Below are 25,537 nucleotides of genomic sequence, written 5' to 3'. Positions count from 1 at the left end.
CCGTTGTCGCTGGCCGGTTCAGATCTGGCGCAGTGCGGGGTACGGGCCGCCGAGAGGCCGGCTGTACCCGGCGGGGACGAGGTAGGCGACGTAGCAGCAGACGGCCGCGCCGCAGTGGAAGGTGACGTGCAGGCCGTAGGGGATCGCGCCGTTCGCCGCGCTGAGCGGCTTGACCCGGCGGATGAAGGGGTCCTGCCGCGCGGTCAGCACACCGATCAGGTACCGCTCGACGGCGGTGAGCGGCGTCTTGCCTACGGCCGGTAGCGCGGCGGCGCGCAGCCGCGGCGGTGGCTCTCCCTGCGGTTCGGCGCGCCCGTCCGGAGGGCGGGCGGCCACGATCTGGAGGTAGACCTCGGCGCCGGTGGGGAGGGTCAGCCGCAGTCCGTACCGGCTGTGGGTACAGCCGGTCTCGGCAAAGGTGGCGACCTGCCCCTGGCTCCGCGTGTTCTCGTCGAGGCAGGTGCGCAGAAACGACTCGAACTCGGAAGCCTGCCAGGGCTGGAGAAGGGCCGGGGCTGCGCTGCTCATCGCTCGGCCCGCCGTCCGGCGCACACCGCGTGGTGGTCGGTGACCATTCCGATCAGCGTGGGCAGCACGTCACCGGACTCCGCGTCGCACAGGTGCTGCCCGCATCCGGTGTGGGTCAGTTCAAGGTCGTGCTTGGCGGGGTCGCCGGAGCCGAGCAGCGGGTAGTCGTCCCAGGCGATCGCCGGGGGCGGCGGGTGCTCGGCCGGGGTGCCGGCTAGGGCGGTGGCCGCCCGTCCGGTGGAGGGCTCGGGGCTCATCGGTTGCTCTTCTCGTACGGCTCCAGCGCGGCGAACACGCTGACGCCGAGGACCTGGTCTCCGGCGCTGGCCAGCCAGTCCTGGGCCGAGGTCCCTGCGGGAACGGCGGACAGCTGCTTGATGAGGCCCGCGACGCCGGCATGGGGTACCCCTTCCGCCGTGCAACCGGACTCGTAGGTGCCGACTGCGGGCACGTGGGCGACGAGGTGGCCGTCCGCGCCGGACCAGTGGGGGTCCTGCCAGAGCTTGAAGACAGCGGTGGGAGCCTGCTCCTGGAGGGTTGCCGCGAGACGGTCCGAACTGCCGAGCGGCATCTCGTGGGCGCCGTAGCACGAGCCGAGCACCAGCGAGGCGGGGTCCGGCTCTTCGGTGTCTCCCCAGTCGAGGCCCAGCTGTTCGTCGGCGATGGTCCTGAGCACGGCGTCCTGCTCGTCCTCGTGGACGGCGTAGACGTACAGCTGGAGCGATGAGCGGTCGGACATGGCGATTCTCCTGTCGTGTGAGCGGGTGGTGGGGCCGGGGCGGTGGCGGTCTCCAGCACCGCCCCGGCGGCGGTTCAGGCCGCGAGAGCGGTGTCCGGGCGCTGGCGCTTCTTCAGCCCCCGCGTACGGAGCGGGTCGTGGCGCTGCTCGTCCACGGGGACCACGGTGGTGATCGGGTCGGTGTCCTCGGGGAGCAGGTCCAGGCGGACCCAGTAGGGCATCACCCAGCGGGTGGTCTGGCCCTGGCGCGCCTTGCCGATCCGGAACCGGCGGAAGTGGCCGCACCTCTGGTGGGGCGCCTGCTGGACGCCGGAGGGGGTGCCGTCGCCGTCCAGCACGCGGCCCGCCGCCCGGCGGGCCGCGTGCAAGGCGGGCCCGACGCGCCAGCCGATCTCGACGAAGAACGGGTCGCGGTTCTTGGGGACTGCGCGGCGCTTCTTCTTCGACGGCTTGACGACGGGCGGTTCGGCCAAGTCCCGGTTGTCGCAGCAGAGGTAGATCAGGACGCTCAGGGCCGGGCGCAGCAGCTCCTCGAACAGGGTGTACGCGGCGGCCTTGTCCCGGGCCCGGCTCCAGTGGGCCTCCGCCCTCGCTGCGGCGAAGTCCACGGCCTGGGTCACGGTGAACTTCTCCATCCCGGTAGGGATGTTCATCCGTATGTGCGTCTGGCCGCGAACCTCCCACGTCTCCTTGTCCAGGAGGTCGATCACGAAGAGCAGGCCGAGCCCTTCGATCTCCTCGTCGGTGTAGGTCTGCTGCTCAGGGGTCTGGTTGAAGCCGAAGAGGTAGAAGCCACGGACCAGGCCGTCCGACTCCTTGTATCGGACCGGCCAGGGCTCGGGCAGGACGACGAGCGGATTGATGTGCGGGATCTGGCTGAAGATGTTGCCGGGCAGCGTTTCGGAGGTCGAGCGGTACAACTCGGCGGCCAGGTACTGGTTGAGGTCGTAGGTGACCCTGCCTCGCCGCGCCCACATGCGGTAGATCCCCACGTGGCTGGCGAGGTCGATCAGGTCGGCCTGCTTGGTGAGCGTCAGGCCGGGCGGCGCGGTGTGCCCGAGGGTGACCGGCCGCCCGGTGGAGAGCTGGTCGAGCTTGGGGGCGAGCCACAGGTGGTTGCCGCGTAGCGCGCTCTCACGGGCGGCCAGCTCTTCGACGAAGACCTCGCTGATGTCGCGGCTCCTGAGCGCGCGGGAGTGTCGGCGGTTCATCCTGGCCATCCCTGTGGCTACGGGCCCTACGGGCCGGGGTATCCCGGGTGGACCGCTGAAAGGCGGTCCACCCGGGGAAGAACCGGTGTGCGGCAGCCGATGGGCTGCGCCGGGTGCGTGACCCGTTCGCACCGGAGATGCCATAACCATAACCTAACTCATGGAGTTAAGCAATTACGGGGTGACGGGGATAGGCACCAGGAAGAACTCCTGCCCGTCCCCCGCGACTACACGGATCGGCCGGTCCGGCAGCGCCCCGAACACCGCCTCCGCAACAGCCGCCGGCGCACTGCCGATACTCAGCGCCGGGCCGAGGGCGGAACGGATGGCGGCCAGGGTGTCCACCGACAAGGGCGCCTTCAAGGGCGCCGCCTTGGCTTCCGCCGCACACACCGCGAACTCCTCGTCGTCGGCGCCGGCATCCAGGCCCTGGCGGCGGGCGATGGTGGCCACCGTCGTGGCGAGCGCCGCGCGGTTGTGCCAGCGGCACAGGTCACCGGGGGTGCCCGGTGGGTGCAGATGCCTGGCGGTGCCGATCGAGCTCTTCTTCACGTGTCCTCCGTTGCGGAAATGGGCCGGCCGATGCCACGGGCGGCGGGTTGGGGCAGGGCGAGGCCCGGCCCCAACCCAACGGTCACAGGTAAGCGCTGACCATCTGCGCGAACTCGTCCGGACCGATGACTCGCACTCCCAACTGCTCTGCCTTCGTCCTCTTCGAACCGGCCTTGTCTCCGGCGACGACGAGGCTGGTGTTCTTCGAGACGCTGGAGCCGGACCGGCCTCCCGCCTTCTCGATCAGCTCGTGAATGTCGTTGCGCGAGAGCCGTTCGAGGCGGCCGGTCATCGTCCCTGTCGCCACGACCGTCATCTCGGCCAGCGGCAGCGCCGCACCTGCGCCCTGGCCGGAGCCGGAGGTGTCGGCCGCCGGGGCGCTCTTCTGAGGCTCGACGAGGTTGACGCCCGCCGCCGCGAGCTTCGCGATCACGGGCTCCAGTTCCGCCAGTTCGGCGATCACCCAGGCCGACTTCTCCGCACCGATCCCCTCGACCTGGCGCAGCTCGGCGGCCGACGCCGCCTGGATGGCGGACATGGAGAAGAAGAAGTCGGCGATCCGGCGGGACATGCTGCGCCCGGTTCCTCGGACCCCCAGGGCGCAGAGCACTCGGGCGAGGGACTGCTGCTTCGCTGCGGCGAGGCGGTCCAGGATCTTGGTGGCGGTCTTCTCGCTGCCGGTCGCTTCGGTGAGCTGCCCGAGGGTGAGGGTGAACAGGTCAGCTACATCCTGCACCGCCTCCTGCGCGACCAGCTGCGCGACGATCTTCGGTCCGATGCCCTGGATGTCGAGGACGTCGCGCTGCACGGCGTAGGTGATGGACGCCGGGAGGTTGCACGCGCGGCCCTTCAGGCACCTCCAACGCTCCTGACTCATGTCGATCTCGCCCCCACAGCCCGGGCACACGGTGGGCAGCTCGATCGGCTTCTCCTGGCCGGTGCGCGCCGATGTCACGGGAGCGAGGATCTGCGGGATCACGTCGCCGGCCCTGCGGACTACGACGCGGTCACCGATGCGCAGCCCCAACCGGGCGATCATGCCGGGATTGTGGAGGGTCGCGAACTGCACCGTCACGCCCTCGATCTCGACAGGCAGGACCTCGCCACGCGGAGCGATGTTGCCCGTGCGCCCGGTCGTCCACGTGACGGCGGCGAGCGTCGAAATCACCTCCAGCGAAGGCAACTTGTACGCGATCGCCCATCGGGGCGCGCGCGAGCCGGAGCCTGCGACGGCCTGGTCCTGCGGGTGGTCGGCCTTGATGACGATGCCGTCGATCCCGACCGGCAGGTCTGCTCGCTGCGTGGCGACCCGCCCGACGTACGCCTGGATGTCCTTGATGAGCGGAGAGGTCAGCGTGCCGACCGGGGTGTCGTCCACGGTCTGGACCCCGAGGCTGCCCAGGGCCTTCATCAGCTCGGTGTGGGTCATCTCCTCGCGGATCAGCCGGCCCGTCTCGCCGTTGGCCGCGGACAGAAGCCCGTATCCGTAGAAGCTGAGGGGGATGGTGTAGCCCCGGCCGGTCGCGCGGAGCGAGCCCGAGGCTGCGTTGCGGGGGTTGGAGAAGGGGTCCTCTCCGTGGGCGACGCGGATTCGGTTCGCCTCCTCGAATCGGGACTGGAGCAGGACCACCTCGCCCCGGACCTCGACCGAGACCGGCGTGTCCAGCTCGACCGGCAGGCCGTCGATGGTGCCGATGGCGTGCGAGACGTCCTCCCCGGTGGTGCCGGTACCCCGGGTGACGAGCTGGACGAGCCTGCCCTCGCGGTAGTGCGCCGCGACCGCCAGCCCGTCGATCTTCGGACCCGCGTGGAACCCGCGCGGCACGCCGCCCAGGCGCTTGCCCAGGGACTGTGCCCAGCGGGCCAGCTCCTCGGCGTCGAAGACGTTGTCGAGCGAGAGCATGGGGGTTGCGTGTACGACCGATCCTTCGGGCAGTGCCCCGGCGGCGACCAGGGTGGTGGGCGAGTCGGCCGCGCGCTGGTCCGGATGCTTCTGCTCGTAGGCGGTGATGGCGTCGATGAGGCGGTCGTAGGCCGCGTCGTCCATCTGCGAGTCACCGCCGCCGTGGTACGCGGCCGCAGCGCTCCGGGCCTGGTTCAGGGCGCGGAGGTAGGCGTCCTCGTCGGTGATGGGAGCCAAGGTGTTCGGCACGTTCGTGTCCTTCTTGCCGGTGGTGGCTGACGACCGTTCCGTCGTCGGGGCGGTGCTGCCCGGCTGCCGTCGCGGGACGCGAGGTGGATGCCAGGCACGGGGTTCGGCCGCATCGAACGGCGACACTCAAACCATACGTCAATTCATAGTGTTAAGCAACTTTCGTCATGTGTTGACTCCACATCCCTGTCCGGCGTGCACACGAAGCGGGCGGTCGAGCTGCGGAGGCGAACTGCCGCAGGTCTTCCGGGTCCGTGTGCGCAGCGGCATCCCTGAGCCGGCGACGGGGTGGGCCGAAGTACGCGCTGCAGCCGCCGACGGACCTCCGGAAGGTCGCCGTCGGCTCATCCGGCGTCCTCGGGCGCAGGGCGCGGCCCACAGTGGCTGGCCGGCGCGGTGCTGTCCATGGACGATCCGGCGATCGCCACCCAGTAGCCGGTGGACACGAACTGGCCGAGCCGGGGCGTACACACCTCCATCCGCCAGCTCTCCGGCGGGAATCCCCGGTCCGCCTCCCAGCGGAACTCCAACGCGGGTCCGTCGTCGCGGGCCGCACGCAGTTCCTCCTCGCACCGGCGCTGCGCGGTGGCCAGGTCACCGAAGAGCGGTTCCATTGGCCAACTGCGCTCGGCGTCGCTGTAGTCCGCTCGGTACCGGACCGGCGTGCCGGTAGCGGTGGTCCTGGGCCTCGTCATGCTGCCAGCCGCCGATCCGGCCTCCGGCGCGCTCCGAACGAGCGGAGGATCGTGACGTCGTGCTCGGCCAGCACCTGCGCGTACGCGCCGTTGTCGCGCACGTAGCGGTTGACCTCCGGATCGTCGATGGAGTGCGCGGTCCAGCAGAGCATGTGGTTCCGGCCCGAGGTGCGCTCATCGGAGCAGATCTTGCGTGCGTCGGCTTCACTCGTCCGCCAGAGCACCCGCCGGTGGGTGGTGTTCGAGTTCTTGGAGGCGATGAAGACCACCACTTGTGCGGTCATGCTGAGTTCCGATCGTGTGAGGGCGCCCTGCGCGGCTCGGCCGGCGCGGCGGTATGGGATTGAGTGCTCTGCCGGCGCCCGGCGCACCAGCCGGGTGCTGGTGCGCCGGGCGCTCGAAGGTGACGGGCTCGCGGCCCTCTGCGTCGCACAGGTGGGAAGGCCGCCTCTGCGCCTGCTACGGGGGCGTGACCTCGAAGGTGCCGGTGGAGAGGTTCACGGTCAGGTTCGAGTTGTGCTTCGGCCGGTCAAGGCGGGCGTAGAGCATGAGGAGGTTCCGGAACCTGTCGTCCAGCTCGGTGGCCGAGTCGTCGGGCTGTTCCGGGGCCTCGTACTGCCATTCCTGGCCGTCTACTGCCTGGAGCCAGAGCGTCTCCTCGTCCCAGCACACGCCCTCGGGGTCGTCCGAGCTGGTTACGAACTCGACGCTGGCCGCCGTGCCGCCGGCCTGGCCAGGGCAGCGGGCGCACATGGCGCGCAACACCTGGAGCAGCTCCTGCTCCACCCGGCTGCCCGCCGCGTCCCGCAGCCAGCTGCCGAGTTCGTAAAGCTCGTCTCGGGTCAGCAGGGGGAGCAGAGGGCTCATGCGCTCCTTGGTCAGCATTGCCCTGGTGAGCAGAATGCCCGCCTCCACGGCGGCGCCCGACCTGGGCCCGGAGGCCCCCGAGGGCCGGTTGACGCGGTAGCGGCCCTCGGCGTTCGCGCTGGGGTCATCCATGATCGTTTTCTTCTTCCGGATGGGGTTCGGGTGGGCAACGGCACGAGAAGGGCGCGGCTCGGCGTCCCCTAGGGCGGCTCGCCTCGCCAGCCCCTCGCCGTCGGCCGCCGGCGGCGAGGGGCTGGCTACGGTCGCCGGTCGGCCGCCTTCTTCCGCGCGCTGACCTCCGGACACGTGCAGCGCCATCGCTGGTGCGAACCGAAGTCGTGTTCGTTCAGGTCCTTGAGGCCGACATGGCAGCATGTTGTGCGGCCCAGAAGGCGATCCGCCTCCTTGATGTAGTGGACGATCGGATCGCGACCGAGCTTCTCGCGTACCTCGGCTGCCTTCTCTGCGGCCTTCCTCCCGATCGCGTGCACGGCATCCCGCTCCTCCTGGGAGCTGTAGGGGAAGTACGGATTGCGGAGGCGGGCCTTCACCCGCGCACGCACGGTCTGCTGACTTTCGGAGGCGCCCGGGGCCTGGGGACTGCGTGCCGAACTCATCGTCATCTCCTCATGTGGTGGCGGCTGGGCCGCGCGGTGCTCACGCACACACGCTCCTGGGCGGGGGTCAGGCGCGCAGCGGGACGAAGAGGACGGGGCTCGGCGTCCCGTAGGGCTTCTCGTCGTCGGCGATTTCGATCAGGGTGTCCGCCACGAACGTCCGGTCGAAGTCGGGGGCCTCGACCGTGACGTGGGGGCCGTAGTGGAGCGTCGCGCCGTATGTGTTCCAGGCCGGCCCGTCGTCGTAGTCGTTGGTCACGATGAACGTGACCGCGCTCGGCACGGGGTGCTCCGGGCGGTCCGCGAAGAACTCGATCAGAGCGTCCCGGAGGTCCGTGCGCAGCTCGGCCGGTACCTGGGGGTACACGTCGTGGGCAGGGCCCCGGGTGACGGGGAAGGCGGCGCGCAACGCGGCGACGAGGTCCGGCGGAAGGTCCCGGGAGGCCGTGGCGCCGAGGTCCGGCTGAAGGGCTTTGGACGTGGTGACCAACGCGCCGAAGGCGCGCTTCAGGTCGTCTTCGGCGGCGCGGAGTACGGCGTCCTGAGCGGCACGCTCGGTGACGGGCAGGGGCGTGGGCATCGTTGGGCTCCTGATCAAGTGGGGTTTGCTACCTCGGAAGGCGTGCAGCGGCTGTTCTGGGTCTGGTGAGCGCCGGTGTTCAAGCAGTCCGGTGCTGAGCGGCCCGCAGCGCGGCAATGAGCCTGGCCCGCCCGGGCCAGTAGGACGCGAAGAAGGCCTCGGTGTTGGACTTGAGCTGCGCCTTGAGCTGGTCGGTCAGACTCTCCGTCCAGATCTGCGCCGCGTCGGCGAGCCAGTCGGCGGAAGGGCCGGAGTTCGCCACCTCCCTCGCGTACCCGGCCTTGAGGAAGGCGGCATACACGCGCACCCGGCGGGTGACGGGCAGTTGATAGGTGCGGCCGTTGTCCAAGGTCACCTCGGTCGCCATGAAGGCGATCCGCTTGATCGCGGTGACCGTCCCCTCGGCGATGTAGTCCTGGACGGGGTGGTCGCCGTACACCTGGAAGCTCACGGGGTATCCCGGGGCGAGAGCGGACGCGGTGGCGGCTATGTAGGACATGACACTCCTGGAAGCGAAAGGGGCCGGATCGGCGGAGCACCTCGCCCGCCGTGACCTCAACTGTACTCATACTCATGGAGTTAAGCAATGCTCTTCGGGTAAGGCGCCGCCTCCAGCGCGATGACGGTGCGCGACCGCTCGGCCCGCGTACGGCCCACAGGTAGGACGTACCGGAAATTGCCGGGGTGACGGATCGAGCGGGCTCCGAGGTGCTCCAGGGCCCTCGGCAGCCACTGGGCCGGGGATTCGCCGGCCGTGCGGGGCGGCGCTCCGAGAGCGGCCAGCCGGCTCTCCACCCCTGCGGCCCCGGGCTCGGGCACGCGGCTGGTCAGCTTGGCCCGGGACCGAGCCGTCAGAACGGTGCCGTCCGGCAGCAGCGTGAGCGTTCGCTTAGTCCCGCGCCCGGTGAACCGGAAGTTGCAGCTCTGGTACACGATGCCGAGATGCCCGTTGGAGATGATCATCTCGCCGCTCGGCGTGCGCCGTGACCTGGGCACCGGGTCAGAGAAGCTCACCACTCCCCGGATGCCGCGCTCGGCGGCACGTCTGAGGGCCGCCGCGATGAAGAAGCTCTCGCCGTTCGCCGCGACGTCGTCGGTGAGCGCCAGGCGCGAAATCTCCGCGCTCTCGTAATAGGGGGCCAAGCGAGGAAACGCCCTGGTCAGGACACGTTCGTTCATGGGGCAGCCCAGGACGAGTACGCCGGCCAGGGCGGCACCCCCGGGGCCGGGGCCTCCCTCGCCCTGCGGCGGCTCGTGGTCCCACAGGCCGTAGCGGTGGAGAGCTGAGGGCCAGCCGGCCAGGTAGTGGTGCCGCTCGATGAACGAACGGGCGAGCGCCTCGGGAATCTCGGTGACGCTGTACCGCTCGCGCCGGAAGCCGCCATCGCTCACGTGCCGCCAGCTGGGCAGGCCGTACCGCCAGCGCTGGGTCCAGCCCTGCGGCCGGCCGGCGAGGATGCCGTGCATCTCGGCCGGGGTGGGCGTCACGCCGGGCATGACGGCACCCCCGCGTCCTCCAGCCGCTCCATCAGGTGGTTCCTCCACCAGAGCGCGTAAGACTTGCAGTTGCTCTCCGTCTTGTGGGTCGGGCTGCACCCGCGTTCCCTGCGGCCGGCCGAGCTCCAGGCCATCGAGTCGGCCGACGCCAGCGAGCGGCACAGCGTCAGGCCCTGGATCTTGAAGCCGAAGGCGTGCAGCGGCACGAGCGGCGCCCCGCGCCCGCCGAGGCGGGCGAGCTCGTCCAGGAGGAGGGAGGCACGCCAGTGGTTCTGGCGCCGGCACATGCTGCCGACGCCCACCAGCGGCTCGGCCAGGAGGTCGATGCCGGCGTCGGCGTACATCTCGGCGCAGCGGAGGTAGTGGGGGCGCAGCCAGCCCTGCAGGACCGGGATGACGCGGGTCTTGATGCCCAGGGAGCGCAGTTCGACGACGGAGTCGACGGTGCGCCTCAGGTGCTCCTCGATGGTGAGGCCGGTCTTGGGCAGCATCCAGGGCTCACAGACCCAGTCCATGGGACTGCACCACTCAAGGTTGCCGATCTCGTCGTGGTAGCGGTTGACGGCGGTGGCGTACTGCTGGGCGGTGGTCTTCCACCGGCCGTAGAGGTCGACCTCGCTGAATGCCCCGCTGTCCAGAGCCCAGGGACCGGCGGCCCGGGGCAGGGACTTGCGGTTCATCAGCCGCCGGTTGGAGACGAACAGGGGGAAGTCGAGGTGTTCCATCCATGCGGGCTGGTGAACGCCCAGGTGGAACCTGACGGGTGTCGGCGTGATGGCGGGGGCGGTCATGGCAGGAGCCGTTCGTTGGGTGTCGGATGCTCGGGCCAGGGCGCGAGCAGGGTCGGGTCTCCGGCTTCCTCGCGGGCCCGGTCCCGGGCCTCGGCGGCGCGGACGCGGCCGGTGTGGAACCGGTCCGCTGCGTGACCGCTCGGCCGGATGCACCGCTGCTCGGCCTTGACGGAACAGCGCGGACAGGGCAAAGCGCCGGGGCATGTGAAGGCGTCCACCAGCCAGTCGCAGGTCGGGCAGGGGGCGCCGCTCACCGGCCGCCCGGCCCGGTCGACCAAGGCGCCGGCGGAGAGCAGCTGCTGGTACTCGAACCGGTAGACCGGGGCCGGGAACGGCTGGTACCCACCGGCGAAGGCACCCAGCCGGGAGGGTTCAGCAGTCACCGGGTCCCTCCGCGCGGCGGTAAGTGGCGGCCAGGACCTCGTCGGCCAGCTCCGCAGGGGGCGCCGAGTAGGCGAGCAGGGCCTCTCCCGCCGCGGACTCGACGACCGACAGGGCCGGGTACCGGCGCGCGGCCCGTTCGAGGGCGCTGTGCAGCGAGCGGGTGTCGATGAGCAGCACCCGGCCGGGGCTGCCGGGCTCGTTGGCCAGCCGTGAGACGGCGATGCTGCCGGGAGCCGACGCGCAGCGGCGAGCAGCGTGGTCGAGGCAGGCGTACGCCAGAACGGCGGCGGGAGCGAGCCGGCCGGCCCCGCGGTTCAAGCTGAGCACGTGACTGCGGTCGCTGCGGTGATGTTCCCCCGGGGCGGCGGTGGAGAGCAGGTTGAGGTCGCGGAACGGGTTGGTGAGGACGTCCTCGACGCCGGCGCGCGGCTGGTCGGGGGAAGCGACCTGCGGGGCGTACATCGTCGCGATGCAGGCGATGTCGCGGCCGACGGTGTCGTTGGCCGGAGCCTTCCAGCCGGTCCGCTCCGCTGCTCCGCGGACGTGGGTGCGCAGCTCGGCCCGGGTGAACGTGGAGAGTCCGGCGCGCGCGAACAGGTAGTACCAGGTCGGCACGGAGCAGGGCGTGCCGCTGAGCAGCCACCAGTGGAGCAGCCACAGACTGGCCGGGTCCTCCAGGTACGGGTCGGCGCCGGCTTCGTCGAGCAGCCAGTGGCCGCGAGCGGTCGGCGTCACCGCTCCGCTTCCTGCGGCATCCTCCTCGACGAGACCGAAGGCGCCGGCCCAGAACCGCATGCTCGCCACCATGCTGGAGCCGACGCCGAGGACGACGGGTGCGTCGGGGTGGCGGAAGACAAGCGGGTCGTCCTGGACGGCGGTGTGGACCTTCAAGAGCCACCCCTGCCTCGGAGGGTAGGTCCGGTGGCGGCCGAACGCCGGAACGCAGCCGGCCAGCGGCGGGTGATCCGTCATCGGGACGGTGTTCTCCTTGTCGTGGACGGGTGCCCTGCCGCTCGGCGACAGGGCACCCGGGCGGTCGGAATTCAGGCCGGGACCTCGGAGCGGGCGAACTCCCTGGGGCCGGAGGGCCAGACGGCGCTCACCTGCTGGCGGTGTAGGAGCTCCGTCAGGTCCTTGTCGGGAGGCGAGGGGAGCAGCAGAGCCCGGCGCGGCTCCGCGTCGAAGTAGCGGGCCAGGTCGTGCAGTTCCCCGATGGCTTCCCGCACGACGGAGCGGGCGGCTGTCGCGCGGGCCACCACGAGCTCGTTGCGGGTGAGGTCGTACAGGTCGACGTGGAGTTCGGCGAAGGCTCCGGCCACCTTGACTCGGAAGCTGGACAGGTCGGCCTGGTGCGCCCACCGGGCGTAGCTCTCGTAGTTCCGCAGCAGCCTGCCTGCAGCCTCCTTGGCCGGGCTGGGATCGGCGGTCCTCATGACGGCGCCGGGGCCGATCGGCCGGACGGCGTTCAGTTCCGCGATGGGGTCGACGGTGCTCAGGCCCGTCGGGGCGCCGTTCAGCGGCAGCAGCCGGAAGACGATGGCCCGTCTGACCTCCTGGGGCCGCCGCGCGTCGAAGGGGCCATCGGTATAGACGACCGGCACCTCGGGGTCCAGTCGGTACTGGCCCAGGTACTGGGCCGGTCGTCCGTGAAGCTGGAGGAACACGCGCAGCGCCCGGCCGTCCTGCTCGTGTTCGACGACGGAGCGGTTCCCCTGGGAGAGCGTCTGGTCCGTGCCGTCGAGACCGCCCTCCCCGCCGAAGTGCATATGAGCGCCGGTCCAACCGTCGAAGCAGCTGGCCTCGGCGTCCGGTGTGACGAACAGGTGGACGTTCGGGCTCTGCTTCGACGGGCTGATGCGGGAGTGGATGCGGCCGCCGAAGCGGGCGTGGATGTCGGCGCGGTCGATGTGCTGGCCGGGGATGAGGTCCCAGGACACGGGTGTCTCTCCTTGTAACGGGCGCTGCTGGAGGGGGAGTTCGGGGGAGCGGTGCCGCCGGGCTGTCCGCCCGGCGGCGAGGGGCCGTCTCCGGCGAGGTCGAACGTCAGCGGCGGCAGTCGACACCGACGACCAGGAAGTCGGCGGGCAGGGCGTCGATGTAGGCGTTCGCGTGTTCGTAGTACGCGGTGCTGCCCGTCTCGGCGGCGTCGTCCGAGTTCAGCCCGGCTGGGTCGGCGGTCCAGGTGCCGTCGAGTTCGAGGAGGATGTGGCCGGGGACCGCCCGGCGGCGGGCCCGGTCGATGAACCCGGCCCGGTCCAGGCGGATCAGCGCCGCCTCCTCGTCCCGCTGCCGCGGGCCCGTCCTGCCCTTGATCTCTGCCAGGGCCTTGAGCCGGGGCTGGTCGCGGAAGGCGAGGAGCGCCCGGGGGAAGTCGTTGCCCCAGCGCTCCGCGAACGCCGCCCACGGCCGGGCAGGGGGCATCCCTTCGGTGGCGTGAGCCCAGGCGTCGTAGAGGTCGGCCGCCTTCGCCGCGCGCTGGTCCCGCAGAGCTGCGAGGTCGAGGAGGCCGAGGACGCCGCCCGCGCACCGGCCGGGCTCTTCTGACGCGGACCGTACGAGGCGAGGATCGTCGGCGGGCGCTCCGGCGACCAGCGGGAAGTGGCTGGTGTATCGGCCTTCGGAGATCTGGTAGCTGGTGGAGTCGTCCTCGTCGGCGTCCTCGACAGCGCACAGCACTCGGGTGGCGAGGGTGTGGGCGGCTTCGGCGGTGTGCGGGGGCAGGCAAACCAGGATGTGTCGTGAAGTCATTGGGGTTGTCCGTTCGCGGAGGAGCAGAGAGCGCCGAACCAGGAGCGGGCCCTTCAGGGCGAGCTCTACTGATGCCAGGCGATGCTCAAACAATACCTACTCTCATAGCGTTAAGCAATATCTCTAAGATGCTTAACGCCTTCGGCTTCCCGGGATGTCGAAGGGGCGGCCGATGTGCCAGTGCGGCGCTCGCCCGCTGTACTGGCACTCGTAGGCGACCTTGGGATGCCTCCATGGGGACTCGCGTGCCAGCCGCTCGACGGTCTCCTGTGCCAAGTCCACCGACGAGTACCGTCGTTTGTCGAGGCAGGCGCGCTTGCGGGTCGCGGTCACCTTGGTGCGCCGTAGTGCGGACTTGCCCATCAGGCGCCCCTCCCGGGCGTGCCCCCCTGCGGTTTGCCGGCCCCCGGAGGTCGGTCGGGGGTCCCCGGTTCCTCGGCCCGAGGGGCCCCGGGGCTCAAGAACGGCTGTACTGCCGTCGACGGCGGATGCTGGGAGTGCAACGGGTGGCGGCGTGGTGGGGCGCTGTTGCCGATGATGATTTGGCGGGCCTGAGTCCGCGGCGCTCCACCGGCCTTCGTGTCGTCCATGATTCCCTTCAACGTGTTGTCGTGGGCGGGACCTGCGGGCTGCTGGCCGGCGGGTTCCGTCCGGGCGGAGGGCGGGGCCCAAGTGGTGGACCCCGCACCTGGGGCGAGGTCGGGCTATGCGTAGTAGCTCGCCATGATCCATTCCGGCTTGGCGGCGTGGGGATGCACCTCCAGCGCGGACAGCGCCCGCGCCAGGGCCGCGTCGTGCTGGGGAGCGGCGCTTATGGCCGCAGCATCTAGGGTGAGCGGCTTCCCGTCGGGCTCACGGACGACGGCGGCGAGGATGTGGCCTTCGTCGTCCGGGCCGATCGAGTACGTCCGCAGCAGCAGTTCGCCCAGGCCGAAGGCCGCCAGGCGTTCCTCGGCCGCTGCGGCGAAGTGGTCGCTGTGATTCTCCTCGCGCATGGCGTCCGTCGCCCACGACGCCTGCGGCATCAGCCAGGATTCACCGTCGGCGCTGTACCAGGTCAGGTCGCTCGCCAGTCCGGCCCAGCCATCGGCCGGACCTCCCAGGCGGTACCCGTAGATCAGGGCTGTGTGGTTCTCGATGGCGCCCATGGCGTCCTCCGTGTTCGTGGTCTGGTTGGTCTGAGCTGAGCGGCGGGGTGTCGCGGGCGGGGTCAGGCCAGCGCCTTGTAGATGCCCTCCGCCTCCTCGCGGAAGTACTGGCACGCCTCGACGCACATCTCCTGCCGGGCGTTGGACACGTGGGTTCCCATGCCACCCGTCACCCCGATGTCGACGGTCCTCTCCGCGTTGGCGATCGCGTCCTGGAAGACCAGCGAGGCGTTCCTGAGCGCGCACTGGCCGACGACGCTGGACCACATCTCGATGAGCCGCTGGCGCAGCTCCAGGCCCTTGAACAGACCGGATGCGTTGATGATCTTCGGGTCCATGTCCTTGAACTGGTCCCAGTGCTCGGCCAGCTTCTTCTTCTGGTCCTCCAGTGCGCGCTGGGCTCGGCCGGAGAGGCGGTCGTGGATCTGGGCGGATCGCTTGCTGGCGGTGGAGGTCATCGTGGTCTCCCGTGTGGACGATGTCGGGGTGGGTTCGACGGTTGCTGGCGGCCTGTCCGGCGAGCGGCTGCCGCGATGCCTCCACTCTAGCTGCACTCGTAGAGTTAAGCAACTTCTTGTGTGTGGTGCACCTCCCTCAGCTCCCCGGAGGCCGCAGGCGCACCCACTTCTGGGCTGAGGGGCGCCAACGGGCCTGCGAGAAGACCCTGTTGAGGTCCGGCATGTATTCGGGCCCGTAGTCCACGGCGTCGGGTCGGGGCGCAACTGGCACCCAGCCCTCGCCGGGGCGGAGCGCGGCGAACCAGCCGAAGCTCACCGCGGCTTCCTCGCCTGGTACGAGTCCGGTCCACACGCCGCCGCCGCTGTGGCCGTGCCGGCCAGGGCAGATGGCCTGCGGGAGGCCGGTCTGCGGGCAGTGGGTCTCCCGGCAGCCGGCCGAGTGCTCCTCGCCGACCTGCACCCCGCAGCCGATGCACGGTTCACCGCGGGAGAGGGTGGGCTCGGTCGCCATCAGTGCCCCCCGTCCAACAGAGTCTGGGGCCCGAGGCGGAGTTCGAGGAGACGCAGCGCCCGATCCCGCTCGCCGTCGACGTACGCGCGTTGGCCGGGAGTGAACGAGGACCTGGTCGCCAGCTCGTAGTCGGACGGGTCCGCCCAGAGCGGGACGACCACCGAGGCGATCTCCCGAGCCGCGTCGACCCAGTCCGCGGCGGCGTCCTGCGGGATGTTGAACAGCGGGGCGAGCGTGCTTGCCGGATAGGGGTCCCTGCCCAGCGGCGCCGGGGTCCGGGCCAGCTCGGCGGCCAGCGGGCGGAGGAGCTCGGCCGGGCAGGTTCCGTCGACGCGCTCCTGCGCGACTTGCGCCCCGCGCTCACGGAGGTGGCGAATCTGCTCCTCCGACAGCTTGAACTGGTTGTGCACGGCCAGGCAGCCGAGCTCATCCGAGTCGAACCGCTGGACGACCTCACCACCCTGCCACTCATACCCGGCGCCGAGCACCACCAAGACCTGATGGAGGGCCTGAGTCCGGGTGGGGTATGAACAGGGGAACGCGCGGATGAGCTCGCCCAGGGTTCGGTCGACGCTCGCCATGAAGACACCTCTTGACGTTGGGGCAGGATCGGGCTCCGGGGGCACGACCTCATGGCCGCGCCCCGCCGGTCGGATGGCGATTGCCGCTATGCGGCGGCGGTGCGGAACTCGACGCACGCCGGGAAGTCCGGCTTGATGTCCGGCCCTCGCCGACGCTGGGCCTTGATGGCGCACTTCATCCGCGCCTTGCCGTCGCCGGCGACCCGTTCCACCAAGAAGGTGCACGTCCCGCAGCGGGAGGCCGGGGTGATGGTGCCGGGCTCCAACAGCGGCTTGAGGGTGGCCGGGTGGATGCCGCGGTCCAGATTGATCCGTATCGCTCCGCGACCGACGACCGCCGGCGGAATGGTCAGGCTCATGTGGCTGCGCTCCTTTGAAAGGTACTGGTGGGGATGGGTGATGGGCGGGCTTGGCCCTGGTTGGTGCTGTGCGGTGGTCGCGGCGGAGGCAGCGCTCCTCGGCACGGTCGCCGGGCACCACTGCGGCTCATCGGCGCGAAGCTGGCCGGTATGGCCGGGGTCGGGTCAGCGGAGCTTGACGTACGTGGCGTAGTGGCGGCCGATGTAGCCGCGGGTGAAGCGGGCCCCGCAGCGCCAGGCGTCGGTGAGCAGCATGTCGAGGGTGCGCTTGGCGTCGTCGGCGTGTGGGCCGACGTGGGGCCGGGCGGCGCGCTTGGGCAGCCGGGCGAGCGGCCAACCGCCGATGCGGTGCGTCGGGTAGAGCGCACGGCCGGAGCGGTAGGGCCCCCCGTGTCGGCGGCCATCGGCCGCGTAGACCTCGCCGATGCACGCCTGGCCCTGGTGGACGTGGACGGTGACGTAGGTCGCCTCGGGGTAGAGGGCGGCCAGAACAGCGGCCACGGCGTCCGTGAGCTGCTGCGCGACGGGGACGAGGGCAGTACGGGCAGCGTCGAGGGCGCTCACGGCGTCGGTGCTCACGGTCGTCGGCCTTCCTCAGGTGTGCTGTCGTTTGGTTCGGATTCGGATCGCCAGCCGACTTCCGGAGTGGCGCCCCGTGATGCCATAACCATAACGAAAATCATAGACTTAAGCAATACAACGTCGGGATGTCCGCGGGTCGACGAAGGGCGGCTGCGGCCGGAGGTCTCCCCGTCCGAGCCGCCCGTGGGGCGCCGGCCGCGACCGGCATGACTGGACTACTGCCGCGCGATCCGCCGACTTTCTCGTACGGCTCGCAGACGATTGATCATCACGGGGTGGCGGGCGAGGGCCGCTTCGCTGTCCAGCAGGCCGTTGAGCAGCTGGTAGTAGCGCGTCGGCGAGATGCCGAGTTCCTGCCGGATCGCCGCTTCCTTTGGTCCCGGGGCGGCGGGAGTCGACCTGGGCCAGTGCCCGTGCTCGAAGTCCAGGAGGGCGGAGTCGCGCTCGCTGAGGGCCAGTCGGGCTACGGAGATCCCCTCTGCCCTGCCCGTCCTGTCGCCGCCTGCACTGTTCGGCGGCGGCGCGGGAGGCTGGATGACGTCGGGCGGCGTGCTCAATGGGTGCTCTGCCACTCGCCGAGGCCGATGGCCACCACGACGGCCAGCCACATCAGTTCGAACTGGCTGTAGATGAACAACCCCGCGGCGGCCATCCATGCGAGATAGCGGAAGGCGTCCAGCGCGATGTTCGCGGTGCTCTTGCTCAAGGGGATCACTCCATGGGGAAGGTGGGCCACTGTGGCGCACAACTAAGACCATAATCTAAGTCATAGTGTTAAGCAATGTCCGGGATGGGTTCACCTCCCTTGCGGTGCGTCTCGAACCCCCGGCGCAGGCGGTCGAGTGCCAGTCGCTGGTGGACCGCCTCCTCGATCGCTCTCCACACCAGGCCTTGGGACGGGTCCTCCGGCACCCCGGGCTCGCCTCGGTTGCCGCGGATGGCGATCACGGTGTCCCCCTGCGGCGGCCTCGCCCTGTGGACCATGATCAGTGTGGGCGTCCCGTGGCCGGGGATATACGCCCCCGATGTGTCGATCACCCAGGTCAGATCCAGGCGGGAGAGGTACTCCTCGATGTACTTCTTGCCGAACTCACGCTTCATGAACGAGTTGGCCGTGAGCTGCGCGATCGTTCCGGCCGGCTGGGCCAGCTTGGTCATCAGCGCGGTGAAGGGCAGCGCGAGGCTGTACTTGCCGCTGCACACCTGCGGGTAGGCGCGCCGGATCTGCTCGCGCACCTGGGGGTCGCGGACCGTGATGTAGGGCGGGTTGCCCACCACCGCGTGGTAGCGGCCCGGCTGAAGCAACGGCTCGTCGGTGTCGAGCAGCGCGTCGGCCGCGGCGACCTGCACGGGCCAGCTGGCGGGCACGGCCGCGATGGGGCCGCCCAGGATGCCGGCGGTCGTCGCGAGGAGCCGGTACCGCGTCAGAGCGGCCGCGTAGGGGTCGAGGTCGACACCGTGCACGGCCTGCAGGGCACGCTCCAGGGAGCGCTCGACCGTCGCCCCGGCGTACGGGGCCCGCCCCCGCGGCCGGTAGGCCCGGACACGGTGGAGGGCGGATACCAGGATGTGCCCGGTCCCGCAGGCCGGGTCGATCATCCGGACGTGGTCCGCGCCGACGTCGTCGAGCGCCAGCTCGAGGGAGAGATCGAGCAGCAGCTCCGCTACCCAGGGAGGGGTCTGGCACAGCGCCCTCGACTTCCGGGCGTCGGCCGACAACGCCTGGTAGGCGTCTCCCAAGCGGTATCCGTCGATGCGGTGACCGTCGTCGCCGATCGGTGCGGCGCTCCACAGCCGGGCGATCAGCTCCCAGCCGGCCGGGCTGATCGGGTTCTCCCAGAGGGGGACGACCTGCGGGTCGGCGAGCGGTTCGAGCGCCGGGTGCGAGCTGGCCAGCGCGCCCAGGACGCGCCTGGTGTGATCGGGGCCGGCACTGCCCTGGCGCAGCGCGGCGACGAGGCCGTGCGCGGTGGCGTGCTTGACCAGGGCGGCCGCGTGGGCCCAGGAGACTGCGGCCTTGGCGCCGACCTCGCCGGTGAGATCGGCGATCAGGCGCTCGCAGGCCCGAGGGGAGAGTGCTGCGGAAGAAGACACGGGGTTCCTTTCGCTCGGAGGCGGTCTCCGCGCCAGGTGCCGCGGAGACCGCCTCCGAACTGTTCAAGTCGACGTTGAGAGCGAGCCGCTCGTACAGCAGACCCAGGGGTGGGGGCTTCTCAGGCTCCGGCTGCTCTGGTGCTGATCGTGCTGATCCGGGCGGTACGACGGGTGTCGAGACCTCGGCCCTTGGGGCCGTTGACGTGTGCCTTGACCCGGACCTTGATCTTGGGACAGGTCCCCCCGGCTTCGACGATGGCCTTGTGGTCGCGGGGGTTCGAGCAGCGCCAGCTCCACCGGGCGTCGACGCTCCAGCGCAGCGTCTCGTCAGCCCACCTGCGATCGTGCTCGGCCGGTACGTGCTCGCCGGTGAAGCGAGTCGCGACCTCGCGGATCACTCGGACCGGCCGGAACTTCACGCGGAGCTTGCGGCCCTTGCCGGTCTTCCGCGCCACGGTCTGTTCGTCGTGCTCGAACGCGGGCCGCAGCGACCAGAACGCGAGGAGGAGGCCGACCAGGATGGACGCCGGTGCCGCGCCCCAGTGGGGGTGGTGTCCGTAACCCTGGATCTTTGTGCTGATCTGAGGGACGGCCAGGACCATGGCGTTCGGGGCGTAGGGGCTGCGGGCCCAGTGGGAGGGGAGGAGGGGCGGAGGAAGGGCCTCGTACAGGTCGGGTGTGCTGGTGAGCGCGGTCACGGACAGCTGGAGCTGGTCCCCGCTTCCTTCGGATTCCCAAGCCAGGCCGTAAATGGGGAGTTCGGAGGCGGCAGTGATCGGCACGGGGAAGTGCACGACGCCGACCGGCGCGGGGGCCTCGTCGGTGTTCTCCAGGAGGTAGCCGTCGGGGCTGGTGACCAGCTCGTGGTCGGTGATGGCCGAGGTGAGGGACGGCGAGGCGACCCACACCTGCGCCTGTTCGAGGTTCTTGGCCATCTCGAGGACCCAGTCCCGGTGGAGCTCGACGGCCCGCCGGTTGTCCCCGATGTCCTTGCTGGTCCGGCTCAGGTGCATGGCCTGGATGAAGTCCAGGGCCACGGGCAGGCCGCGGACAGGTTTGCCGAAGAAGTCGGCGAGGTCGGCGCGCATCTGCTCGGCGGTTTCGGCGCTGTGCTCGATGTTCAAGGGATCACCTCCTCGGAGAGGACCAGCGTGCCGATCCGGTCGGGGTCGAGGCCGTGGGCCTCGAACAGGCTGATGAACAGGGAGATGACCAGGTCCGCAGCGGGCTGCTCGCGCAGCGGGAGCGCGTGGCTGCAGTTCGCGCAGTGAAGCTGGACCTCGTCGGTCTGGATGTCGGTGATCTCCATGCGCGTTGCGCTGGGGTTGTCGGCGTCGACGAGGTTGATCCATGCCGTGGTGGCGATGGAGGGAATGGTTTCACCGCACTTCGGGCAAGGGCTGAACATGATCAGTGCCTCCTGGAGGTGGCTGGTGGGCGGGGTTGGCGCCCGGCCTGGCGGTGGCCGGGCGCCGTGTGAGGACGGGTCAGCGGGCGGACTGCGCCGGAACTTCGGCGACCTGCTGACCGAGGCCGGTGCGGAACGGGTAGTGGACTGCACCGGAGACGCCGGTGTCGCCGTCGGTCGGTTTGGGGTTCCCGTTCGCGTCGCGGTACTCGGCGAGTCCGAGGTCGACGAGGGAGCTTGCCGTCTGCCAGGTCACGTTCGGCGCCAGACGGCCGCTCGGTTCGACGTGCCGGGTCAGGGCGTACAGCTGCGGTGTGCTCAGGACGGCTCTGCGGCCCTCCACCGTAATGAAGACCGGTCCCGCGGTCTCGGCGAGCGCGTCCTTGACCGAGAGGCGGTAGCCGTCGCGGTCCGGGCGGTAGGCGTATCCGTCGGTCAGCAGCGCGTGGAGGATCTTCATGCTGATCTTGTCGGGAAGCCGGCCGTTCGGGTCGAAGCACGCGGTCTTGAGGTGCGTGACGGCCCTCTGCGTTGGGGGTTCGGGGGTGGTCGTGGTCATGGGAGGTATCTCCGGGATCTCGGGGCGGGCGGGGCTGCGTGGGGCGCTACAGGCCCAGGGCGCTGATCAGGGCCCGGAGCCGGTCCAGTTCGGGCCGGGGGTTCCTCCGGATAGGCCGGATGCGGAGGACCGGGACCGCCAGGTCCACCCCGAGCAGCACGCTCGGCCGCTCCGGGGCCGTCTTGATCCGGTAGTGGGCGGCGTCGATCATCCAGGCGTCGAAGTCGTCCGCGGGACGACCCGAGCGCGCGGAGTGGCCCTGGTCCGGTGAGACCTCCCGGCAAGGGCAGCCGGGGTCCTCGCACGGACGTCCCGCCGGATGCCTGGCGAGTGCGGAACTCGTGCGATACGACGCGGCGGTCCCGTTGAGCATGGGGCACCGCTGCTTGCTGTAGGCCAGGCACTCCGGGTGGAGTGCGGGTTCGGACGCGAAGCCGACCCGGACGTCCATCGGCCGGACCGCCAGACAGAAGCGCTCCTCCAGCTGTTCTCCGCAGACCTGGCACAGCCGCCCGGTCAGTGCCTGCTGAGCCCTGACAGCGTCGATGGTGCCGAAGGCGGAGTACCCACCGTGCTGGTAGGAGATCCAGGGGACGACGAGGCCGCCCACGCGCTGCCGGGAGCGGCACCGGATGGGCACCGGCGGCCCCGCGGCCTTAACCGCGCGCCCGCCTGATGCCGGGCACGGCGGTGAGGCAGGGTGTTGTGATGAGGCTTCGGAAATGGTGCTGGGCATGAGAATTCCTCCACGCTGGCGCGGGATCGGGGCCGATCAGCGGCAATACCGCGGGCACGGCATCCGGCTCGACGACCACCGGATGGTCGCCCGCGGATGGATCAGCGGCACAATAGACACGTTACCTGAATTCGTAGACTTAAGCAATCTCGATTGTTCATCCCACACACCGTCGTCGGTCGTAGAGCGCGGGCAGGGCGCCGCAGTCGGCGGTCCTGGGAGGTTCGACGCCGCGGAGCGGTCCGGGAGGCCAGGCCGGCTGCTACCGGGCTGATCGCAGAGCCGCCGAACCGGCGCCGCGTGGGGGTGAACCGCGTCGACGCCCGTCACGCGCCGATGTGGAGGGCGCCGTCGCAGGCCAGGGTCACCGTGTAACCGCGATCGGAAAGGAGCGCCGCGCACAGGAGCCGCACCCCTCCTTCGACCCAGAGGCTCGGGCCACCCGCCACGTGCGATTCCCACCACGACACGGTCACCGTCGTGTCGCTGCCGTCGACCACGACTCCGACCGTGCGCGGATCGCTCCAGTCGACCATCCGGACATGCTGGGCGAGCAGATCGCGGACGGCGGCGATGCGGCGCACCATCGCTTCCTTGCGCTCGCGGGCTGCGCCCCTCAGCTGGTGGGCGACCTCCGGGCTGACGGGCCGGAAGACCACGCTGCCGGAGCCCACAGAGGTGATCACGATCGCCCCCGTGGGCCCGGCGGCGACGCGGGAACTGCCGACGGCGGTGGCGAGCTTGAGGAGCTCGGCGCGACGGGAGACCTGCGCCGTGCCGCCGCCGGCGCCCTGGCCGACCACCAACCGGAGGTAGTGGTCGTGCCGGACGGCCTCCAGCGCATGGCGGACATCGGAGAGCCTGCGCCTGAGCTCGGCGGCGCCCGAACCCAGGCCCGTCGCGTACGCGTCCAGGCGGCGCAGCGCCTCGGTGTCAACGTCGAGCGAGCCCCGGCCCTGCTCGGCCTCCTGCTGTACCGACCGGCGGATCCAGTCGATGGTCTCGCCGAGGTACGGGGCGGAGAAGGGGGCGCTGCGCAGAAGGCCGAGGAGGCTGTTCGCGTCGACTTCGGACATGACGGTGCTCGGCATGGCGTACTCCAGGGGATGGACGGTGGAGCGCGGAGATGGGTGGCGGGGCGCGCGCCGCCACTAACTCCATAACCATATATGAACTCATAGCGTTAAGCAATCAACGGCTAATGAGGTGCCGGACGTCGACCAGCTGCCCGGCGCGGATCTCCTCAAGGCTGGTCCAGCGGGCACACCGCGCCATGACCTCCTCCGATCCGTCGGGCAGTGCCAGCCGGATCGCCTCATGGGCAAAGGTGCGAGCCAGGTACATGCGCTGCGGTCGCTCCTGGGCCACCAGCGGTGACGATGGCCGGGTGGCCCGGTCCTTGCGGTAGCGCGCGCTCGGATTCAGGAGGAACGGGCAGCCGGCCGCAGGGTGGGTGGCGGCGAAGACCGCGCACGGAACGCACATCGGTGGATCCATCGCGAGGTGGTGCTCGACCACCTGCGGCCCTCCGATCACCGCCCGGACCAGCGGCAGCGGCTGCCCGCACAGGCCGCACAGGTGCTCGATGATCGCCTTGGCGCGCCGGGGTCCGTCGAGTTCGGTGAAGTCCGGCATCCCTCCGGCCCCCAGTGCGGTGACGAAGCTGATCGGATAGCCGCGCGCGTCCTTCGGCCGGGCGGCGATCGGGTCCGGCAGTTGAGCCGCGAGGCGGCGCTCGATCGCGGAGCCGGAGTCGGCGCTCACGCTTCCTCCCCGCGATGAGCCCCGGTGAAGGCGGTCCACGCGTCGTGTTCCTCGCCGGTGAAGATGAGCGCCGGACCCTGCGCGGACAGGCCGAAGCAGGTGTCGCACTTGGGCGGGACGGTATCGCTGGCGTCGTCGATCACTCGCTCGGACAGCCATCGTCCGCAGACGGAGAGGGCGCCGTCGGCGTCGAACGCCCCGACGGCCAGGTGCAGCTCCCTGCCGTCCGTGCTCAGCCCCGGCGTGACCGGGACGAGGCCGGCCCCGGGGGCGGGGAACGGCGCGTCGCCGCCTGCGGCATTACGCGCTTCCTCGGAGTGGACCTGCAGAGCGCCGCCCAGGAGCCGCAGCGTGTCGTCAACGTGCCACAGGCCGAGGTGCAACAGGGCGCTGGCTGCTCCCCGGATGCGGAGCTCGGCTTCATCAGGCACGGGGTGCGGCGTGAACCGCTCGCGTTCGGCGAGGAGGAGCAACAGCAGCCGGCCGCCTCCCTGCCCCTGGACGCGGGCGTCCAGAAGGTGGGCGAGGCTGGTGAGGCCGTCCCGGGCGGCGGCCGCGACGGCGGGTGAGCTGCCGAGGTCGTCCCGGTTCAGCAGCCCGCTGTCCATGAGGGCGGACTGCACGGCGTTGGCGCGGCGCCCGTCGTTCAGGGGCAGGGGGGCGGCCAGGGCCTCGATCAGACGTTGGGCGTCCGCGCGGGAGTCGGCGGGGGTTCGCATCGTTCGGTACTTCCTCTCGATCGGGGCGGCTGCGGACCTTCAGGGGCCGGGCCGCCAGACAGCGCCGCGGTAGGCGTGGCCGGGGTAGCCGGCCCGCGTCTTCGCCAGGTGGCCCTCGTACGTACGGGCCCCGCACTTGCACGTCATGGCTCTCTCGTCATCAGGGGCGCCTGCGCGCCCGTTCGGTGGCGGGCTACAGCGTGGGGGCGTGACCGGCCAGCCACTCCTTGGCGGCGTTCCGGTAGGCGTTCTCGGGGAAGGCCAGGTAGAAGTCCAGCGGCCCCCTGCGGCGGGCGGCGGGGTCCCCGTACGGGAACAGGTCGTAGATGAGCGTGTACTCGGCGGAGACGCCGGTCATGCGGCGCTCGCGGAGGCTGTAGGTGCGGGCGATCGTCAGCTCGACGTCCTCGGCAGCCGCCAGCGTCGGACAGACCATCAGCGCGTACGCCGCACACCGGGGATGGACCGGGGGCTCGATGTAGAAGGTGGCGTTCGGGCCTCCGATGAACACCAGGCGGCTCGTCGCCTTGATCGCTCTTCCGCAGATCCCGCAGAGGCGCTGCGACATCAACTCCCTCTGACGGGGCGGGCACTGGTCGCCGAACGCGGCCGTTCCACGACCGGGCTCGCACGGGCACACCACATGCTCGCCCAGTTCGACGCTGGACCTGACGGCCAGCTGTCCCCCGCTGCTGGCGGGCTCGTGCCAGGGCGTGTTTCTGGGGACCGGGCGCCCGGCGGTGTTGCGCGGGAGCCGCGCGATGTTCGGCGGCATGGGGATGGATCGCCAGTGGGCGGTCAAGGTCATTCCTCCGTCGAGGGGCTGGGCGACTCCGGGTGCGCGATGCTGCCCCCCGCACCCGCGGGGTCTGTGATGACGCTCGCGCTCAGGGCGAGCACCACGGAGTCCACGACCTCTTCGGCCAGTTCGGCCTTCGCCGCGCTGCGAGTGATGCTGTGGTCGGTGTCTCCGTAGTCGGGCTTCGGGGCCGGCGTGTACCAGGAGACGGTGTCAGCGGCCGCCAGGACAGCGGCCGCGAGCTGGTCGCGGTCCGCCTCGCGGACGAGCCGGGCCAGGTCGGGGACGAGCATGACGTACTCCGGTTGATCTCGGGGCGGCACAGCTCCAGCCAGCCGCCGGGGGCGAGAACGCCCCCGGGAGGAGCCGACTGCCGCTCGCGTATCTGCAAGTTGCAGCCCGCTCAGCTGAGTTACAGGGGCATCCGGGAGCTCTTCGCCGTTCCAGATGTTCTCGAC

Annotated in this window: 37 protein-coding genes; all 37 read right to left on the bottom strand. The window is 70.7% G+C overall.

The annotated features are described in order from the left end of the window. Positions 1-18 precede the first annotated feature (18 nt). Entirely contained in the window at positions 19-528 is a 510-nt protein-coding gene (locus NBY69_RS30865) for a hypothetical protein (protein ID WP_250305193.1), read from the bottom strand. After that, on the bottom strand, positions 525-785 hold the full coding sequence (locus NBY69_RS30860; RefSeq protein WP_250305192.1) for a hypothetical protein: 261 nt from the start codon (positions 783-785) through the stop codon (positions 525-527). Before NBY69_RS30860 ends, NBY69_RS30865 begins: the two co-directional genes overlap by 4 nt. Continuing rightward, positions 782-1,267 carry a hypothetical protein gene (locus NBY69_RS30855; protein WP_250305191.1) on the bottom strand — a complete coding sequence of 162 codons (486 nt, stop codon included), beginning with the start codon at positions 1,265-1,267 and terminating at the stop codon, positions 782-784. Before NBY69_RS30855 ends, NBY69_RS30860 begins: the two co-directional genes overlap by 4 nt. Positions 1,268-1,341: 74 nt before the next feature. Beyond that, a complete protein-coding gene (locus NBY69_RS30850; protein WP_250305190.1) occupies positions 1,342-2,478 on the bottom strand; it encodes a hypothetical protein in 1,137 nt (378 codons plus the stop codon). A 174-nt stretch (positions 2,479-2,652) separates the two neighbouring features. Continuing rightward, entirely contained in the window at positions 2,653-3,030 is a 378-nt protein-coding gene (locus NBY69_RS30845; protein ID WP_250305189.1) for a hypothetical protein, read from the bottom strand. An 82-nt stretch (positions 3,031-3,112) separates the two neighbouring features. Beyond that, entirely contained in the window at positions 3,113-5,182 is a 2,070-nt protein-coding gene (gene ligA / locus NBY69_RS30840) for an NAD-dependent DNA ligase LigA (RefSeq protein ID WP_250305188.1), read from the bottom strand. Positions 5,183-5,526: 344 nt separating this feature from the next. After that, positions 5,527-5,877 (bottom strand): hypothetical protein, encoded by a 351-nt coding sequence (locus NBY69_RS30835; protein WP_250305187.1) that lies wholly within the window; start codon positions 5,875-5,877, stop codon positions 5,527-5,529. Continuing rightward, positions 5,874-6,161, bottom strand: a complete 288-nt coding sequence (locus NBY69_RS30830; protein ID WP_250305186.1) for a hypothetical protein — start codon at positions 6,159-6,161, stop codon at positions 5,874-5,876. Before NBY69_RS30830 ends, NBY69_RS30835 begins: the two co-directional genes overlap by 4 nt. 175 nt (positions 6,162-6,336) lie before the next feature. Next, positions 6,337-6,876, bottom strand: coding sequence for a hypothetical protein (locus NBY69_RS30825; RefSeq protein ID WP_250305185.1), 540 nt, complete (start codon positions 6,874-6,876; stop codon positions 6,337-6,339). 125 nt (positions 6,877-7,001) lie between these two features. Beyond that, positions 7,002-7,361 (bottom strand): hypothetical protein, encoded by a 360-nt coding sequence (locus tag NBY69_RS30820; RefSeq protein WP_250305184.1) that lies wholly within the window; start codon positions 7,359-7,361, stop codon positions 7,002-7,004. A gap of 67 nt (positions 7,362-7,428) precedes the next feature. Beyond that, a complete protein-coding gene (locus NBY69_RS30815) occupies positions 7,429-7,941 on the bottom strand; it encodes a hypothetical protein (RefSeq protein WP_250305183.1) in 513 nt (170 codons plus the stop codon). A 79-nt stretch (positions 7,942-8,020) separates the two neighbouring features. Next, a complete protein-coding gene (locus NBY69_RS30810) occupies positions 8,021-8,440 on the bottom strand; it encodes a hypothetical protein (protein WP_250305182.1) in 420 nt (139 codons plus the stop codon). Between the two features lie 80 nt (positions 8,441-8,520). Beyond that, positions 8,521-9,438 carry a hypothetical protein gene (locus tag NBY69_RS30805; RefSeq protein ID WP_250305181.1) on the bottom strand — a complete coding sequence of 306 codons (918 nt, stop codon included), beginning with the start codon at positions 9,436-9,438 and terminating at the stop codon, positions 8,521-8,523. Continuing rightward, positions 9,426-10,229, bottom strand: a complete 804-nt coding sequence (locus NBY69_RS30800) for a hypothetical protein (RefSeq protein ID WP_250305180.1) — start codon at positions 10,227-10,229, stop codon at positions 9,426-9,428. Before NBY69_RS30800 ends, NBY69_RS30805 begins: the two co-directional genes overlap by 13 nt. Then, positions 10,226-10,612 (bottom strand): hypothetical protein, encoded by a 387-nt coding sequence (locus NBY69_RS30795; protein ID WP_250305179.1) that lies wholly within the window; start codon positions 10,610-10,612, stop codon positions 10,226-10,228. Before NBY69_RS30795 ends, NBY69_RS30800 begins: the two co-directional genes overlap by 4 nt. Next, positions 10,602-11,585 (bottom strand): DUF4007 family protein, encoded by a 984-nt coding sequence (locus tag NBY69_RS30790; protein ID WP_284349756.1) that lies wholly within the window; start codon positions 11,583-11,585, stop codon positions 10,602-10,604. The genes NBY69_RS30795 and NBY69_RS30790 overlap by 11 nt, the downstream gene beginning before the upstream one ends. Positions 11,586-11,656: 71 nt before the next feature. After that, positions 11,657-12,550: a hypothetical protein gene (locus tag NBY69_RS30785; RefSeq protein WP_250305177.1), complete on the bottom strand. Its 894-nt coding sequence runs from the start codon at positions 12,548-12,550 to the stop codon at positions 11,657-11,659. Positions 12,551-12,656: 106 nt separating this feature from the next. Continuing rightward, positions 12,657-13,361 (bottom strand): hypothetical protein, encoded by a 705-nt coding sequence (locus NBY69_RS30780; protein WP_250305176.1) that lies wholly within the window; start codon positions 13,359-13,361, stop codon positions 12,657-12,659. Positions 13,362-13,493: 132 nt separating this feature from the next. Beyond that, complete coding sequence (locus tag NBY69_RS30775) at positions 13,494-13,724, bottom strand: hypothetical protein (protein ID WP_250305175.1); 231 nt, start codon at positions 13,722-13,724, stop codon at positions 13,494-13,496. A gap of 341 nt (positions 13,725-14,065) precedes the next feature. Next, positions 14,066-14,509: a hypothetical protein gene (locus NBY69_RS30770; RefSeq protein ID WP_250305174.1), complete on the bottom strand. Its 444-nt coding sequence runs from the start codon at positions 14,507-14,509 to the stop codon at positions 14,066-14,068. A gap of 62 nt (positions 14,510-14,571) precedes the next feature. Continuing rightward, positions 14,572-14,967 carry a hypothetical protein gene (locus tag NBY69_RS30765; RefSeq protein WP_250305173.1) on the bottom strand — a complete coding sequence of 132 codons (396 nt, stop codon included), beginning with the start codon at positions 14,965-14,967 and terminating at the stop codon, positions 14,572-14,574. 136 nt (positions 14,968-15,103) lie between these two features. Next, the gene (locus NBY69_RS30760; protein WP_250305172.1) at positions 15,104-15,478 is read right to left on the bottom strand and encodes a hypothetical protein; all 375 of its coding nucleotides are present in this window, start codon (positions 15,476-15,478) and stop codon (positions 15,104-15,106) included. After that, a complete protein-coding gene (locus tag NBY69_RS30755) occupies positions 15,478-16,059 on the bottom strand; it encodes a hypothetical protein (RefSeq protein WP_250305171.1) in 582 nt (193 codons plus the stop codon). The genes NBY69_RS30760 and NBY69_RS30755 overlap by 1 nt, the downstream gene beginning before the upstream one ends. An 86-nt stretch (positions 16,060-16,145) precedes the next feature. Beyond that, positions 16,146-16,418, bottom strand: coding sequence for a hypothetical protein (locus NBY69_RS30750; RefSeq protein WP_030230621.1), 273 nt, complete (start codon positions 16,416-16,418; stop codon positions 16,146-16,148). A 165-nt stretch (positions 16,419-16,583) separates the two neighbouring features. Continuing rightward, a complete protein-coding gene (locus NBY69_RS30745; RefSeq protein WP_250305170.1) occupies positions 16,584-16,997 on the bottom strand; it encodes a hypothetical protein in 414 nt (137 codons plus the stop codon). Positions 16,998-17,215: 218 nt separating this feature from the next. Next, positions 17,216-17,473, bottom strand: coding sequence for a DUF3263 domain-containing protein (locus NBY69_RS30740; protein WP_374211360.1), 258 nt, complete (start codon positions 17,471-17,473; stop codon positions 17,216-17,218). 80 nt (positions 17,474-17,553) lie between these two features. Further along, complete coding sequence (locus tag NBY69_RS30735) at positions 17,554-17,706, bottom strand: hypothetical protein (protein WP_250305168.1); 153 nt, start codon at positions 17,704-17,706, stop codon at positions 17,554-17,556. 68 nt (positions 17,707-17,774) lie between these two features. Continuing rightward, entirely contained in the window at positions 17,775-19,094 is a 1,320-nt protein-coding gene (locus NBY69_RS30730) for an Eco57I restriction-modification methylase domain-containing protein (protein WP_250305167.1), read from the bottom strand. Between the two features lie 119 nt (positions 19,095-19,213). Continuing rightward, entirely contained in the window at positions 19,214-20,218 is a 1,005-nt protein-coding gene (locus NBY69_RS30725) for a hypothetical protein (RefSeq protein WP_250305166.1), read from the bottom strand. Continuing rightward, a complete protein-coding gene (locus NBY69_RS30720) occupies positions 20,215-20,502 on the bottom strand; it encodes a hypothetical protein (protein WP_250305165.1) in 288 nt (95 codons plus the stop codon). The genes NBY69_RS30725 and NBY69_RS30720 overlap by 4 nt, the downstream gene beginning before the upstream one ends. 79 nt (positions 20,503-20,581) lie before the next feature. After that, positions 20,582-21,061, bottom strand: coding sequence for a hypothetical protein (locus tag NBY69_RS30715; RefSeq protein WP_250305164.1), 480 nt, complete (start codon positions 21,059-21,061; stop codon positions 20,582-20,584). 46 nt (positions 21,062-21,107) lie between these two features. Then, complete coding sequence (locus tag NBY69_RS30710; protein ID WP_250305163.1) at positions 21,108-21,701, bottom strand: cell envelope biogenesis protein OmpA; 594 nt, start codon at positions 21,699-21,701, stop codon at positions 21,108-21,110. A gap of 422 nt (positions 21,702-22,123) precedes the next feature. After that, a complete protein-coding gene (locus NBY69_RS30705) occupies positions 22,124-22,888 on the bottom strand; it encodes a hypothetical protein (RefSeq protein ID WP_250305162.1) in 765 nt (254 codons plus the stop codon). Positions 22,889-22,988: 100 nt separating this feature from the next. After that, on the bottom strand, positions 22,989-23,561 hold the full coding sequence (locus NBY69_RS30700) for a hypothetical protein (protein WP_250305161.1): 573 nt from the start codon (positions 23,559-23,561) through the stop codon (positions 22,989-22,991). Continuing rightward, on the bottom strand, positions 23,558-24,280 hold the full coding sequence (locus NBY69_RS30695) for a hypothetical protein (RefSeq protein ID WP_250305160.1): 723 nt from the start codon (positions 24,278-24,280) through the stop codon (positions 23,558-23,560). The genes NBY69_RS30700 and NBY69_RS30695 overlap by 4 nt, the downstream gene beginning before the upstream one ends. Before the next feature lie 193 nt (positions 24,281-24,473). After that, positions 24,474-25,088 (bottom strand): hypothetical protein, encoded by a 615-nt coding sequence (locus NBY69_RS30690; protein WP_250305159.1) that lies wholly within the window; start codon positions 25,086-25,088, stop codon positions 24,474-24,476. Continuing rightward, on the bottom strand, positions 25,085-25,372 hold the full coding sequence (locus tag NBY69_RS30685) for a hypothetical protein (RefSeq protein ID WP_250305158.1): 288 nt from the start codon (positions 25,370-25,372) through the stop codon (positions 25,085-25,087). Before NBY69_RS30685 ends, NBY69_RS30690 begins: the two co-directional genes overlap by 4 nt. Between the last annotated feature and the right edge of the window lie 165 nt (positions 25,373-25,537).

It is taken from the genome of Streptomyces sp. A 4/2 (assembly GCF_940670765.1).
GTDB lineage: Bacteria > Actinomycetota > Actinomycetes > Streptomycetales > Streptomycetaceae > Streptomyces.
The sequence above is the reverse complement of the archived record's forward strand: the minus strand, read 5'-3'. Positions and strand labels throughout refer to the sequence as shown.

Bases quoted from the DNA above. Each gene is read 5' to 3' on its own strand.
- NBY69_RS30820 (WP_250305184.1), bottom strand. From the start codon at position 7,361: ATGAGTTCGGCACGCAGTCCCCAGGCCCCGGGCGCCTCCGAAAGTCAG.
- NBY69_RS30720 (WP_250305165.1), bottom strand. From the start codon at position 20,502: ATGTTCAGCCCTTGCCCGAAGTGCGGTGAAACCATTCCCTCCATCGCC.
- NBY69_RS30750 (WP_030230621.1), bottom strand. From the start codon at position 16,418: ATGAGCCTGACCATTCCGCCGGCGGTCGTCGGTCGCGGAGCGATACGG.
- NBY69_RS30805 (WP_250305181.1), bottom strand. From the start codon at position 9,438: ATGCCCGGCGTGACGCCCACCCCGGCCGAGATGCACGGCATCCTCGCC.
- NBY69_RS30760 (WP_250305172.1), bottom strand. From the start codon at position 15,478: ATGGCGACCGAGCCCACCCTCTCCCGCGGTGAACCGTGCATCGGCTGC.
- NBY69_RS30825 (WP_250305185.1), bottom strand. From the start codon at position 6,876: ATGGATGACCCCAGCGCGAACGCCGAGGGCCGCTACCGCGTCAACCGG.
- NBY69_RS30715 (WP_250305164.1), bottom strand. From the start codon at position 21,061: ATGACCACGACCACCCCCGAACCCCCAACGCAGAGGGCCGTCACGCAC.
- NBY69_RS30705 (WP_250305162.1), bottom strand. From the start codon at position 22,888: ATGCCGAGCACCGTCATGTCCGAAGTCGACGCGAACAGCCTCCTCGGC.
- NBY69_RS30695 (WP_250305160.1), bottom strand. From the start codon at position 24,280: ATGCGAACCCCCGCCGACTCCCGCGCGGACGCCCAACGTCTGATCGAG.
- NBY69_RS30775 (WP_250305175.1), bottom strand. From the start codon at position 13,724: ATGGGCAAGTCCGCACTACGGCGCACCAAGGTGACCGCGACCCGCAAG.
- NBY69_RS30860 (WP_250305192.1), bottom strand. From the start codon at position 785: ATGAGCCCCGAGCCCTCCACCGGACGGGCGGCCACCGCCCTAGCCGGC.
- NBY69_RS30765 (WP_250305173.1), bottom strand. From the start codon at position 14,967: ATGACCTCCACCGCCAGCAAGCGATCCGCCCAGATCCACGACCGCCTC.
- NBY69_RS30790 (WP_284349756.1), bottom strand. From the start codon at position 11,585: ATGACGGATCACCCGCCGCTGGCCGGCTGCGTTCCGGCGTTCGGCCGC.
- NBY69_RS30690 (WP_250305159.1), bottom strand. From the start codon at position 25,088: ATGACCTTGACCGCCCACTGGCGATCCATCCCCATGCCGCCGAACATC.
- NBY69_RS30815 (WP_250305183.1), bottom strand. From the start codon at position 7,941: ATGCCCACGCCCCTGCCCGTCACCGAGCGTGCCGCTCAGGACGCCGTA.
- NBY69_RS30755 (WP_250305171.1), bottom strand. From the start codon at position 16,059: ATGGCGAGCGTCGACCGAACCCTGGGCGAGCTCATCCGCGCGTTCCCC.
- NBY69_RS30855 (WP_250305191.1), bottom strand. From the start codon at position 1,267: ATGTCCGACCGCTCATCGCTCCAGCTGTACGTCTACGCCGTCCACGAG.
- NBY69_RS30685 (WP_250305158.1), bottom strand. From the start codon at position 25,372: ATGCTCGTCCCCGACCTGGCCCGGCTCGTCCGCGAGGCGGACCGCGAC.
- NBY69_RS30770 (WP_250305174.1), bottom strand. From the start codon at position 14,509: ATGGGCGCCATCGAGAACCACACAGCCCTGATCTACGGGTACCGCCTG.
- NBY69_RS30780 (WP_250305176.1), bottom strand. From the start codon at position 13,361: ATGACTTCACGACACATCCTGGTTTGCCTGCCCCCGCACACCGCCGAA.
- NBY69_RS30835 (WP_250305187.1), bottom strand. From the start codon at position 5,877: ATGACGAGGCCCAGGACCACCGCTACCGGCACGCCGGTCCGGTACCGA.
- NBY69_RS30850 (WP_250305190.1), bottom strand. From the start codon at position 2,478: ATGAACCGCCGACACTCCCGCGCGCTCAGGAGCCGCGACATCAGCGAG.
- NBY69_RS30810 (WP_250305182.1), bottom strand. From the start codon at position 8,440: ATGTCCTACATAGCCGCCACCGCGTCCGCTCTCGCCCCGGGATACCCC.
- NBY69_RS30865 (WP_250305193.1), bottom strand. From the start codon at position 528: ATGAGCAGCGCAGCCCCGGCCCTTCTCCAGCCCTGGCAGGCTTCCGAG.
- NBY69_RS30800 (WP_250305180.1), bottom strand. From the start codon at position 10,229: ATGACCGCCCCCGCCATCACGCCGACACCCGTCAGGTTCCACCTGGGC.
- NBY69_RS30830 (WP_250305186.1), bottom strand. From the start codon at position 6,161: ATGACCGCACAAGTGGTGGTCTTCATCGCCTCCAAGAACTCGAACACC.